The following is a 13,308-nucleotide window of genomic DNA, read 5'->3' as shown; positions in this document are numbered from 1 at the left end:
GCTGGCCGGACTCTTTTACATTGAGAAAAGAAACTTAAACCCTACTATCACTAGCAGGAGAGCAAAGAGTTTTTGCAGCTTTTCGGAAGGCAGCTTATGGGCTAACTGAGCGCCAAAGCGGGCGAAGAGCATACTGGTCAAGACAATGCCAAGAAATGCCGGCCAATAGACATAGCCAGTGCTCATCGTCGGCAGCAGCTCGTTTTCCCAACCCAGAAACATGTTCGCAGCAGTTCCCACAAGAGCAATCGGTAAACCACATGCAGCAGAAGTCCCCACCGCATCAGTCATTGAGAGATTGCACTTGCGCAAAAAGGGTACCGACAGGCTTCCACCCCCGATGCCAAACATACTGGAAGCCCAACCGATGACACCTCCAGCTGCCACCAGTATTGGTCGTGCCGGTACCTTGCTGCTTTCAGAAAGCTTGAAGCCAAACCACATCTTTGCAGCCACTGCCAGGGCAAATGCCCCAATAAGTTTCTGAAGCATAGAACCTGACATCTGGATCGCTGTGTAAACCCCCAGCCATGAACCCAACAGAATCCCCAGAGCCAAAACGCTGAAAACAGGCCACTGAACAGCACCCTTGGCATTATGAGTCCTAATGGAGCTGACTGAAGTAACAACAATAGTGGCAAGCGAGGTACCCACAGCCAGATGAGTGAGAATATCGGGAGATAATCCTTGCAGTTCGAAACTAAATACCAGCACCGGAACAATTATCAGCCCTCCACCAATCCCGAACAGACCGGCCAGAGTCCCGGCCAGAGCACCGAGCAGCAGGTAGGAAAGAAAAATCATTAAACAACTATCCAGCTAAGCAGCCTCAAATCAGGAATCCTGTTGTGATTACCCATAGCCAAGGCCAACAAATATTATCAGGGCAGCATTCCTTGATGGAATGAAGAGTGACCCTTATTGTAAATAAAATCAACAAGTAAATTAACTAGAAAACAGCGATTTAGCTCATCTCTTTCAAAAACATAACCCGACGGGAAGCTCATTAAGGCTCAACACAATGACCGCATTTAATACAGCATCTAAGCAACTTCCCTGTATGCGGGGCGTTGTGCAACATAAACAACAAAGTACAAATTTTGCCCATCGACTGGTAATAAAGCATTCCTTCACCTAATCTGGTTGTCACAATTTTTTTACATAACAAGAATAAAAATGGCGATACTCTTAAAGTCCGGCTGGAAGGACTCAGTGTTGGATCTCTTAATCGGGCTCTTGTCCCGAACGCCTCAGGTGCTTTATTCTGTCATAGGCCTGATATTTTCTTACGTCTTGCGAGCTAAAAAGGGGCATATTGCCCGAGCGTCACTACAACTAGCTCTATTGCCTGTATCCGAGAAGACGCATAAACAGATCATTCGACAGTCTGCACGTCACACCGTTGATTATATTCTTACCCTGCCTTTTCTTGATAAAGTGCCTTATCTGCTCAACAATCAGGATGTCATTGCCCGCGCCCTTTCAGAAAACAAGGGTGTGGTTGTACTCTCTCTCCACTTGGGCCCTCCTGATTTGGGAACCCTGGCACTCTCACAACGGGGTTTACCGGCAACTACCCTGATTGGTTCAGGAAAGCAGTCGCCTTTGACTCATAAGTTCGGAAAAGCATTTCTTTTGAGGGTCGGCATTGAGCCCATTGTGAAAGGTGACCCCACTGCCCTGCTTCAGGCTCTGAAAAAGAAAAAAGCCGTATTTCTATACAGCGATCTCCGCTCAAAAGAGATGCCTGTAACATTTTTTGGACAGGCAACCCGGGCACCTGCCTGCGGAATCATGACAGCTCATCTTCTAAAAACTCCCGTTCTCTTTCACTACTGCACGTTTGAAAATAATCAATGGCAGTTGCATTTTGAGCCTCTGCCACTGACCCGAACCGGTAACAGAAAACTGGACACCCAGCACGACCTTCAACAACTGATGCACAGAATGGAACAGGTGATCAGGGAAAACCCCCAACTTTGGATATGGCATTACGACCGGTTCAAGTTGAAAAACAAGATTTACGGGAACAAAAGCATTTCATTATCTTCAACCAAGCCGGATGTATCATAAAATCGACTAGTGCGAGTATAGATGGCTCAAGATCAGTCCCCTGAACGACAGCTCTCCTTACGAATTCAACGTTCAATTTTTTTCACTGGTGACTGTCTGACAACGCCCTTTATGACAACTTTCCATGACTGGCAAAAGCCTGTGATAATGGCGAGTTGTTCGATTAAGTTAAAGGTATTCATTGCACTGCTCTCAGTTATTCACTGATGGCGCTTTTCAGGAGATAAAAGTGTTACCAAAATTGCATTTAAGGGTATTGCTCGGGGCCGACTTTTCGTAATCTTTTCGTCATCTCAGCCTACTTCCAAGAACTTTGCTATACTCTTGTTACCGTTTTATCCTGTCACGTCTAATGTCAGTTATCTCTCATTTCCAGTGATTTGGAACTGCAGCCATGCCTCTTCACTCTATCCATCGAAGTTATAGCAGGGACTATCAAAAGACTGATGACGTCTACGCATCGTCTGATTTGTCCGTCAGTATGCCCAGGTACGAAATGCCGAAAACATCCGAAGATCCTCGGCATGCTTATCAGGTCGTTCATGATGAGCTGATGCTGGACGGTAATTCCCGTCAGAATCTGGCTACCTTTTGCCAGACGTGGGTAGATCCGGAGATTCATGCAATCATGGATGAATGTGTCGACAAAAATATGATCGACAAGGATGAATACCCTCAAACAGCAGAATTGGAAAGACGATGTGTGCATATTTTGGCTGATTTGTGGAATTCACCGGATGCAGCAAACACCTTGGGCTGTTCCACTACTGGCTCAAGCGAAGCTGCCATGCTCGGCGGTATGTCTCTTAAGTGGCGATGGCGTGAGCGGATGAGGCAACAGGGCAAACCTGTTGACAGGCCGAATCTTGTTTGCGGTCCAGTGCAAATCTGCTGGCACAAATTTGCCCGTTATTGGGATATAGAACTTCGTGAGATTCCAATGGAAGGCGACCGTCTTATAATGACTCCGGAAGAAGCCGTTAAGCGCTGCGATGAAAACACGATTGGTGTCATTCCAACACTGGGCGTCACCTTTACCTGCCAGTATGAACCAGTAGAGGCGGTTTGCAAGGCTTTGGATAAACTTGAGGAGGATACTGGTCTCAATATCCCGGTGCATGTCGACGCTGCAAGTGGGGGCTTTCTTGCTCCTTTTTGCCAGCCAGATTTACTTTGGGATTTCAGACTGCCAAGGGTAAAGTCCATCAACGCCTCCGGTCACAAATTTGGTCTGGCGCCTCTAGGCGTTGGCTGGGTCATCTGGAGAGATCATGAAGATTTGCCTGAGGATTTGATTTTCCGGGTCAATTATCTTGGCGGTGATATGCCAACTTTTGCTCTGAACTTTTCCCGTCCCGGAGGTCAGATTGCGGCTCAATACTATATTTTCCTGCGTCTTGGAAAAGAGGGTTATCAACGTATACAGCAAGCCTGTTATGACACAGCTCAATACCTCAGCAAAAAGATCGAAAGCCTGGGTTTGTTCGACGTAATCTACAATGGAAACGGCGGGATCCCGGCCATAAGCTGGTCACTGAAGCAGAACGTTAACCCCGGCTTTAACCTATATGACCTGTCGGATCGCATTCGCATCAGGGGCTGGCAGATTGCAGCCTATTCAATGCCAGCCAACCGTGAGGATCTGGTTATCATGAGGATTCTCGTTCGTCATGGTTTCAGTCGGGATCTGTCAGACTTACTGATTGATGACCTCAGACGTTGCCTTGATTACTTTGAGAATCATCCTGTAGAAAATTCGGGTAACGAAGGGGATTCATCGAGCTATAACCACACTGGCTTCAAGTCCAAATGACTCACCTCTGCTCAGGCTAGCCTGACTCTTTTATCAGACAACTCCCCCCTCCCAGGGTAACAATGTCTGGAATGAGGTAAACACCTTATGGCTGACAATTCCTCTACTGGAGTCAGTGTTAAGAAGTTCACAGTTTTTACACTGGCAATTATGAACATCGTTGCGGTAGTCAGCCTTCGTGGCTTACCCGCAGAGGCTGAATATGGGCTTAGTTCAGTTTTCTACTACATCTTTGCAGCAGTAGTCTTTTTGATACCGGTATCTCTTGTTGCCGCAGAACTTGCCACCGGCTGGCCTGAAAAAGGCGGTGTATTCCGCTGGGTTGGAGAAGCCTTTGGCCCGAGATGGGCTTTTCTGGCCATGTTTATGTTATTTATTGAAGTCAGTGTGTGGTTTCCTACTGCATTAACTTTTGGCGCAGTATCTCTGGCATTTGTTGGACCGGACCAAACCTGGGATCAGGCCCTGTCTTCCAATAAACTATTTGTGCTTGCTGTTGTTCTTGTCATCTACTGGTTGGCCACTTTTATCGCGTTTCGGGGCGTAGACGCATTCTCTAAAGTTTCGAAGTGGGGAGGGATGATTGGTACAATTATTCCAGCCGCTGCTTTGATTGTTTTGGGATTCAGCTACCTGTTCAGTGGTCAGCCAATTCATATTGAACTTAAGTGGGATGACATTCTTCCTGACTTCACTAATTTCAGCAACATTGTACTGGCTGCCAGCATTTTTCTCTTTTATGGCGGCATGGAAATGAATGCAATCCATGTAAAAGAGCTGGATAACGCGTCAAAATCTTACCCGATGGCCATCGCCGTAGCCTCCATTGGAACAGTAGCGATATTTGTTTTTGGCACACTGGCTATTGGTTTTATTATTCCTCAGTCAGATATTAATCTGACACAGTCACTTCTGGTGGCGTATCACGATCTATTCAAGTGGGCAGGTCTGGGCTTCCTTGCCCCGATTACGGCCATTTGCCTTGCTATCGGGGTTCTTGCCGGCATTGTCACATGGGTTGCAGGCCCGTCTTCGGGTTTGTTAACTGTTGCAAAGGCAGGTTATCTACCACGGTTCTGGCAGCACACTAATAAGCATGATATGGCAACTCACATCATGTTATTCCAGGCTGGAATAGTCAGTGTTTTGTCCGTGCTCTTTGTGGTAATGCCTTCTGTGCAGGCTGCCTACCAGATTCTCAGCCAACTTACGGTTATTCTTTATCTCGTGATGTACCTTCTTATGTTTGCTGCGGCAATACATCTGCGCTTTACTCAACCCAATCGCCCAAGACCATACAGTGTGCCCGGTGGCAAAGGTGGTATGTATCTGGTTGCAGGCATTGGCCTTTTTGGATCAATGATTGCGTTTATCTTCAGTTTTATTCCGCCAAACCAGATTGCTATAGGAAGTCCAACCACTTTCGTGTTCATTCTGATCGCTCTTACCATCCTCTTTATCATACTTCCTTTTATCATTTATGCCTGTCGGAAGCCGCACTGGAAAGACGAGCATGCCGACTTTGCTCCGTTTACCTGGGAGATTGAGGGTACTCACCCAGGCATCCCCAATGAATCTGATACTCACACCACACACCTGACAAAACAACATTTTCAATGGTTACACAAGAAGAGGGCTGAGAATCAGGTTGAAATTAAAGGAGATCAGGCATGAGCTTCAACACAACTCAGTTACAGGATCTTGCCAATGAAGCCCTGATACTTGGCAAGGCTTGTCTTGATGGGAAAAATGCCGATTATATTCCGTTCCTTGCCAGCGTCCCTCCTGATTTATGTGCCATATCCATATCCTGCTGTGATGGAACAATCATTCATAGTGGTGATTACGATTATGCTTTTGCCCTTGAGTCCATCAGTAAGGTGTGCTCAATGTCACTGGCTATGCAACAAAAAGGCTCCGAAGAGGTTAGAAAAAAAATCGGGGCTGAGCCTACGGGGTTGCCATTTAACTCTGTTCTGGCACTTACAGTACATCAAGACAAGCCGCTGACACCTCTGGTTAATGCCGGTGCCATTTCTACTGTAAGCTTTATTAATGCTCCCGATAAAGAGTCACGCTGGCAGATGATCCTTGATTTCCAGAGGAAAATGATGTCCCAAAACGTTTGTCTCTCAGAGGATGTTAACACTTCCGAGCAAGAGACCAACTTTCATAACCGGGCCATCGCATGGTTATTGTATGCAGCAGACAACTGCTTCAGCGATCCAATGGATGCCTGTGATGTATATACACGTCAATGCTCAACTTTAGTTAGTTGTGATGATCTGGCAACCCTTGGCGGGACACTGGCTAATGGTGGGGTAAATCCGGTCACGAAAGAAAAGGTAATTGACCAGGCACATATCGCGCCTATTCTCGCAGAAATGACGATGGAGGGTATGTATGACTATTCCGGGGACTGGGCATTTCTGGTGGGTTTGCCGGGTAAGAGCGGTGTTGGTGGTGGCGTAGTGGCTGTTGTTCCCGGAATGATGGCCATTGCCGGATTCTCACCACCACTGGACGAGGCTGGCAACAGTGTTCGAGCCATGAAAATGATTAGTCATATTGCCAATAGCCTTGATCTTAGTGTTTACTGCCCATCTTGAGGTAAAGAGTGCTCAAGATCAAACTCCTGAACGACGGCTCTCCTTACAACTTCAACGTTCAAAATTTTTCACTGGTGACTGTCTGAAAACCCCTATAAGATAGATTGGCTAACTCTCTCGAAAATTATATTTTTCCTTTTTTATCAACAAGTTACCCTCCTCTACCCAGACAAGAAAAAGTCCGAAAAGAAGTAGACATTTATACGGATAGTCTCTATAACATTTACTGTGACCAACACACACAGAGCACTTATAAAGTTACAGTGTCGTGTGAATCGCAGTAACAATTCGCGTTCAAATTACAGTGCCCAGACCAACAATAAAATAAGTACGCCTATGATCATGGAGGTCGTGGCGAGGGGGAGCCGGATATGTCTATTTTTTCTCACTATCAGGAAAGGTATGAATCAACTCAGCAAGAGGAGATGAGCCTTCAGGAATACCTCGACCTATGCAAGAGCACCCCTGGTGCTTATGCCAATGCGGCAGAGAGAATGCTGTCAGCCATTGGCGAAGCAGACATTATCGATACGTCTCGTGACCCACGTCTGAGTCGTATTTTTTCCAATAAGTTGATCAAGCGCTATCCTGCTTTTGAAGAGTTCTATGGCATGGAAGAAGCGATCGAACAGATTGTTTCTTACTTTAAACATGCTGCACAGGGTCTGGAAGAGAAGAAACAGATTCTTTATTTGCTGGGTCCGGTAGGTGGCGGTAAGTCCTCTCTTGCTGAGCGTCTCAAAGCTTTGATGGAGCTGAAACCATTCTATGCCATCAAGGGCTCGCCCGTATTTGAATCACCACTGGGTCTGTTTAATCCCGACGAAGACGGCAGGATTCTAACCGAAGAATACGGCATTCCCGGCCGCTACCTGAAATACATCATGTCTCCCTGGGCGGTTAAACGCCTGCACGAATTTGGTGGCGATATTTCCAGATTCCGTGTTGTTAAAGTCTACCCTAGTCGTTTAAATCAGGTGGCTATTGCCAAGACTGAGCCAGGTGATGAGAACAACCAGGACATTTCCAGCCTGGTTGGCAAAGTAGATATCCGTCAATTGGAAGAATTCTCTCAGGACGATCCGGATGCCTACAGTTTCTCTGGCGCACTGTGCCGTGCCAACCAGGGTGTGATGGAATTCGTGGAGATGTTCAAGGCACCTGTAAAGGTTCTACACCCACTATTGACTGCCACTCAGGAAGGTAACTACAACTCTACAGAAGGTATGGGGGCCATTCCTTTTGAAGGTATCTTGCTGGCGCACTCCAACGAATCCGAGTGGCAGACCTTCCGTAACAACAAGACCAACGAAGCATTTATTGATCGTGTCAACATCGTTAAGGTTCCTTACTGCACACGCATCAATGAAGAAGTGGGTATCTACGAAAAGCTGCTTGAACACAGCTCTCTGAAAGATTCGCCCTGTGCACCTGACACTTTGAAAATGCTGGCCCAGTTCTCTGTTCTGTCCCGCATCAAAGAGCCCGAGAACTCTTCCGTTTACTCCAAGATGCGGGTCTATAACGGTGAGAACCTGAAGGACACCGACCCTAACGCCAAGCCTCTGCAGGAGTATAAAGATTCAGCCGGTGTTGACGAAGGCATGGACGGACTCTCTACCCGCTTTGCGTTCAAGATTCTGTCCAAGGTCTTCAACTTTGACTCCACCGAAGTCGCAGCCAACCCTGTGCACCTGATGTACGTTCTGGAACAACAAATTGAACAGCAGCAGTTCCCGGATGAATTGACTGATCGCTACATGCGCTTCATCAAGGAATATCTGACACCCAAATATGTTGAGTTCCTGGGTAAGGAAATTCAGACCGCATACCTGGAGTCCTACTCCGATTATGGGCAGAACATCTTTGATCGCTACATCACTTACGCTGATTTCTGGATTCAGGATCAGGAATTTCGTGATCCCGATACCGGACACATTCTGGACCGCAGCGCCCTGAATGACGAGCTGGAAAAAATCGAGAAGCCTGCTGGCATCGCGAACCCGAAAGACTTCCGTAACGAAGTGGTTAACTTTGTTCTGCGTGCCCGGGCCAACCACGAAGGCAAGAACCCAAGCTGGTTGAGCTACGAGAAAATGCGTGCGGTGATCGAGAAGAAGATGTTCTCCAACACAGAAGATCTGCTGCCAGTGATCTCCTTTAATGCCAAAGGCTCGAACGAAGACCAACGCAAACACGCAGACTTTGTTAAGCGCATGGTTGAGTATGGATATACAGAAAAACAGGTTCGCCTGCTGTCCGAGTGGTACATTCGGGTTCGTAAGTCACAGTAAGTCATGAGCCCATTTGCGGCCCATGGCAGCGTTCTTGATTAATCACCACAGCGCCTTTGCGGGCGCTTGTGCATCTTGTTTAATCAGGAAAAATGGTCATTGTTCAAAGAACGACATGGCCATGGCACCAGGAAAATAGTTCTGGATAGAACAAGCAGCCAGGGCTAAGCACCCAAGGAGAGCGTCCTATGAGCATAATAATTGACCGGCGCCTCAATGCGAAAAAGAAAAGTACGGTCAACCGTCAGCGTTTCCTGAGGCGCTATAAAGGTCTGGTAAAAGAGGCAGTTCAGGATGCTGTCGATCAACGCTCTATTACTGACGTTGACAGCGGCAGTGACATCAGCATTCCCAGAAAAGACGTGTCAGAACCGGTTTTTCATCATGGTCGCGGTGGCCGTGTGGAACAGGTTCATCCGGGCAACAAAGAATTCACTGCCGGCGATCGTTTCCAGCGCCCTCAGGGCGGAGCTGGTCAGGGCAGCGGTGAAGGCGAGGCCAGCAACAGCGGTTCCGGTGAAGACGATTTCATTTTTTCCATTAACCGTGAAGAGTTCCTGGAATATCTCTTTGAAGATCTCGAGCTGCCCAATCTGGTTCGCAAAGAACTCAGGGATTCCACCGACTTTAAACTGAAAAGAGCAGGTTATACGACTGCGGGCTCTCCTGACAGGTTGAACGTAGTTCGCTCCCTGAGAGCAGCTCACGCTCGTCGAATTGCTCTTTCCGGTAAAGAAAGAAAAGAGATTCGTGCCCTGAAACGTCAACTGCGTGAAATGGAAGTAAGCCCGGAAAGCAACGATGAAGTTCTGAGAAAAGAGCTGAAGGATCAGATTGCTGAGCTGAACAAAAAACTCAAGCGTCTGCCCTTTATCGACGAGTTCGATCTTAAGTTCAACAACCTGGTAAAAGTGCCGCAGCCTTCAAGCAAGGCGGTCATGTTCTGTGTTATGGACGTGTCGGGCTCTATGACCCGTGAAATCAAGGACATTGCCAAGCGCTTTTTCCTGCTGCTCTACCTGTTCCTGGAGCGCAATTACGAAAAAATTGAAGTTGTTTTCATTCGTCACCACAGTGAAGCCCGTGAGTGTAACGAGCACGACTTCTTCTATGCCCGGGAAACCGGTGGCACCGTTGTATCCTCAGCACTGACACTGACAGACGAAATAGTGACTGAGAGATATTCCCCCGGTGAGTGGAACATCTATGTAGCCCAGGCGTCTGACGGCGATAACTGGGAAGCAGACTCTGCCAAGTGCCGTAATATTATTGTCGACAAACTGTTGCCGCTGACTCAGTACTACTCCTATGTAGAAATTACTGATCGTCACCACCAGAACCTGTGGCATGAATACAAAACCATCGAAAAGAACCACGAAGGTCATTTTGCCATGCAGCAGATACGACATGCTGGAGAGATCTATCCGGTGTTCCGCAAACTGTTCGAAAAGAAGGAGGGTCAAAATGCCTGACAGGGAACGCTATGAGCAGGACATTGATCCGCATACAGCAGGGCCTTCCTCCGAAGCTGCCAGTGTTCAGAAGCCACCACGTCGTGCAGAGCCTATTTCCACAGGCTCAGAGTGGACTTTTGCACTGCTGGAAGAATACGACAGAGAACTGGCAAAGTTGGCAGCACGCTATCAACTGGACACCTACCCCAACCAGATAGAAGTCATCAGTTCCGAACAGATGCTCGATGCTTATGCTTCTGTGGGTATGCCACTCATGTACAACCACTGGAGCTTCGGTAAGCAGTTTCTCAGTAACCAGCAAAACTACCAGCGCGGACAAATGGGTCTGGCCTATGAGATTGTGATCAACTCCAATCCTTGTATTGCCTATCTGATGGAAGAAAACACCATGCCTATGCAGGCACTGGTTATCGCACACGCATGTTACGGACACAATTCTTTCTTCAAGGGTAACTATTTGTTCCGGCAGTGGACAGATGCAGACTCCATTATTGACTACCTGCTGTTCGCTAAAAACTACATTGCAGAGTGCGAAGAAAAGCACGGTGTTGACGCAGTGGAAGAGCTGCTCGATGCCTGTCACGCTCTAATGAATCAGGGTGTCAATCGCTATGAGCGCCCTCGTCCTATTTCACCAGAGGAAGAGAAAGCGCGAATCAAAGAGCGTGAAGAATACATTCAGCGCAACCTGAATGACTTGTGGCGAACCATTCCTCTTCGTGAAGAGAACGAAGTAAAGCAGACTGAGCGCTATCCAAGAGATCCGGAAGAGAACATTCTCTATTTCATAGAGAAAAACGCCCCTCTACTGGATACCTGGCAACGAGAACTCATACGGATCGTTCGCAAGGTGGCTCAATACTTCTATCCTCAGCGTCAGACTCAGGTCATGAACGAAGGTTGGGCAACCTTCTGGCACTACCACCTGATGCACGAAATGTACAACGAGGGTCACATTACAGAAGGCTTCATCATGGAGTTCCTACATTCGCACTCCAGCGTGGTGTTCCAGCCTGATTTTGATGACCCCCGTTACAGTGGCATAAATCCATACGCTCTGGGCTTTGCGATGTTTCAGGACATCCGCCGGATCTGTGAAAACCCGACAGAAGAAGATCGTCGCTGGTTCCCTGATCTGGCCGGTTCGGATTGGCTGGAAGCCGTTCACTTCGCCATGAAGAACTTTAAGGATGAAAGTTTCATCATGCAGTATCTTTCACCCAAGGTGATGAGAGATCTGAAGCTGTTCTGCATCGACGATAATGAAATCAACCCATATCTTGAAGTCAGCGCCATTCATGACGACTCCGGCTACCGAAAGGTGAGGGAATCTCTTGCCGCACAGTACAATCTGGGCAACCGTGAACCCAACATTCAGGTATACAGCGTAAACACCCGCGGTGACCGCTCCATTACCATGCGCCACTTCATGCACCGGGGTCGCCCGGTAGATTCTGACAGTACTCGTGAAATCATCAAACATATCCACAGACTGTGGGGCTTTGATGTGCATATGGAGTCTGTTGATGAGTGGGGTGGTGTAAAAACCATTTACGGTCTGCCCAGACAGGAAAAAAATGAAGAGACCGAGGCAGCCTGAAAAAGCTCAAACAACCTCTTTATCCATTAGCCGGGTCCTCCAGAGGATCCGGTTTTTTGTTACCCCGATGCTGATACCGGTAAACTGCACCACCAAAGACAATCAACACCGTACCGTATAAAAAAACCATATAGCCAGCCCCACTGAAACCGAGAAGACAGTAACCGGACGCCAGAAGAATGATAATAAACCAGCCTGAAGTAATCCCTCCGGGTTTTCTCCGCTGAATCTGGAAGCAGGAAAGACAGGCACAGAAATAAGTCAGCAACATAATGTAAACCGCAATCAGTACGATAGACTCAAAATGCTTTTGAACTGTAGGCTCCACCGTTAACAGAAGCATTATGGACATCAGAATGGCGGTGATTAACAGGCCTTTCCAAGGTGATCCATAACGATTCAACACCCTGAATGCTTTAGGTAAAAGTCCTTCCGAAGAGGCCGTTATGGCTATCTGGGAATGCATAAGAATCCAGCCATTAAGGCTGCCAAAACAGGCAATAACAGCCATGGCACTGACCAGTTCACCGACCCGGTCACCCAGCAAATAGCTGGCTGTTACGGAGAAAGGTGCAGCACTGCTTTGCAGAATATCGTTAGGTACAATACCCATCATTGCCGTGGTGCTCAGAATATAGAAAAGAGCAGCCAGCAGAGTGCCTAATAATGTCGCACAGGGGACATCCCGCCTCGGATTTTTGGCGTGACATGCAAGGTTACAGGCTGATTCCAGACCTATAAAAGACCAGAGCGTCAACGTGATGGATTCAGACAAGATATGACTGGACGATTGTCCGGTCACATTAAAGGAGTTAATGATGTTTACCGTTTCGAACTGACTCCAGCCCAGAGTACTGACAATAATCACAGGCACCAGCATGCAGGAAGCCGTAATGATCTGGAGACGACCTAAAAGACGAATATCGGTCAAATTGATCACACTGAGGATCCAGATGACAGCAATGGCAGCCAGGGCGGTTTCCCAGGGACCATCGAGCACAGGAAAGAAATAACTGAGATAGGCCACACCACTCAGAGCCACCGCAATGTTGCCAATCCATATGGCAGCCCAGTATCCATAAACAACCTGTGACCCGATATAACGTCCCAGTCCTCCCCTGATATAAGCATAGAGACCGGAACCCTGTTTACAATCTGACCTCAATCGAACAAAAACCAGAGATAGCATTACCGCGCCAATAACCGTAACAATCCACCCCAGAAGAGTGATTGAACCATAGCTGGCCAGAGATGAAGGTAACAGAAAAATACCGGCACCCATCATATTTCCTGTTACCAACATGGTCAGTGGCAAAAGGGATAATTTTCCAGACACCAGAGACACACCTCCATCATCAACAGCCATGAGCTCAGAGAAGTATTTTGCGTTATTCTTTGCTTGATCCTTTTCCTTTTACTTCACTCTTCACAAGTATCACTGGCA

9 protein-coding genes are annotated in these 13,308 nt (G+C 47.5%); 7 read left to right on the top strand and 2 right to left on the bottom strand.

The annotated features are described in order from the left end of the window. Window positions 1–15: 15 nt before the first annotated feature. On the bottom strand, window positions 16–804 hold the full coding sequence (locus ACOJUN_RS14525; protein WP_422132656.1) for a sulfite exporter TauE/SafE family protein: 789 nt from the start codon (window positions 802–804) through the stop codon (window positions 16–18). 372 nt (window positions 805–1,176) lie between these two features. Here ACOJUN_RS14525 and ACOJUN_RS14520 point away from each other — a divergent pair, with 372 nt between their 5' ends. The 7 genes from ACOJUN_RS14520 (at window position 1,177) to ACOJUN_RS14490 (ending at window position 11,864) form a co-directional block, all read left to right on the top strand. Then, on the top strand, window positions 1,177–2,073 hold the full coding sequence (locus tag ACOJUN_RS14520; RefSeq protein WP_422132655.1) for a lysophospholipid acyltransferase family protein: 897 nt from the start codon (window positions 1,177–1,179) through the stop codon (window positions 2,071–2,073). 394 nt (window positions 2,074–2,467) lie between these two features. Further along, window positions 2,468–3,886 carry a glutamate decarboxylase gene (locus tag ACOJUN_RS14515; RefSeq protein WP_422132654.1) on the top strand — a complete coding sequence of 473 codons (1,419 nt, stop codon included), beginning with the start codon at window positions 2,468–2,470 and terminating at the stop codon, window positions 3,884–3,886. An 87-nt stretch (window positions 3,887–3,973) separates the two neighbouring features. Continuing rightward, complete coding sequence (gadC, locus tag ACOJUN_RS14510) at window positions 3,974–5,560, top strand: putative glutamine/gamma-aminobutyrate antiporter GadC (protein ID WP_422132653.1); 1,587 nt, start codon at window positions 3,974–3,976, stop codon at window positions 5,558–5,560. After that, complete coding sequence (glsA, locus tag ACOJUN_RS14505; RefSeq protein WP_422132652.1) at window positions 5,557–6,495, top strand: glutaminase A; 939 nt, start codon at window positions 5,557–5,559, stop codon at window positions 6,493–6,495. Before gadC ends, glsA begins: the two co-directional genes overlap by 4 nt. Window positions 6,496–6,866: 371 nt before the next feature. Further along, window positions 6,867–8,789, top strand: a complete 1,923-nt coding sequence (locus ACOJUN_RS14500; RefSeq protein WP_422132651.1) for a PrkA family serine protein kinase — start codon at window positions 6,867–6,869, stop codon at window positions 8,787–8,789. Window positions 8,790–8,977: 188 nt separating this feature from the next. Further along, window positions 8,978–10,261: a YeaH/YhbH family protein gene (locus ACOJUN_RS14495; protein WP_422132650.1), complete on the top strand. Its 1,284-nt coding sequence runs from the start codon at window positions 8,978–8,980 to the stop codon at window positions 10,259–10,261. After that, window positions 10,254–11,864 (top strand): SpoVR family protein, encoded by a 1,611-nt coding sequence (locus ACOJUN_RS14490; protein ID WP_422132649.1) that lies wholly within the window; start codon window positions 10,254–10,256, stop codon window positions 11,862–11,864. Before ACOJUN_RS14495 ends, ACOJUN_RS14490 begins: the two co-directional genes overlap by 8 nt. A gap of 19 nt (window positions 11,865–11,883) precedes the next feature. On the opposite strand, the gene ACOJUN_RS14485 is transcribed toward ACOJUN_RS14490, so the two are convergent. Beyond that, window positions 11,884–13,200, bottom strand: coding sequence for an amino acid permease (locus tag ACOJUN_RS14485; RefSeq protein ID WP_422132648.1), 1,317 nt, complete (start codon window positions 13,198–13,200; stop codon window positions 11,884–11,886). Between the last annotated feature and the right edge of the window lie 108 nt (window positions 13,201–13,308).

Origin of the sequence: Endozoicomonas sp. ALD040, from assembly GCF_049275945.1 — a bacterium.
In the GTDB taxonomy this organism is placed as follows: domain Bacteria; phylum Pseudomonadota; class Gammaproteobacteria; order Pseudomonadales; family Endozoicomonadaceae; genus Endozoicomonas_A.
Note: the sequence above shows the minus strand (reverse complement) of the source record. Positions and strands in the feature narration are given on the sequence as shown.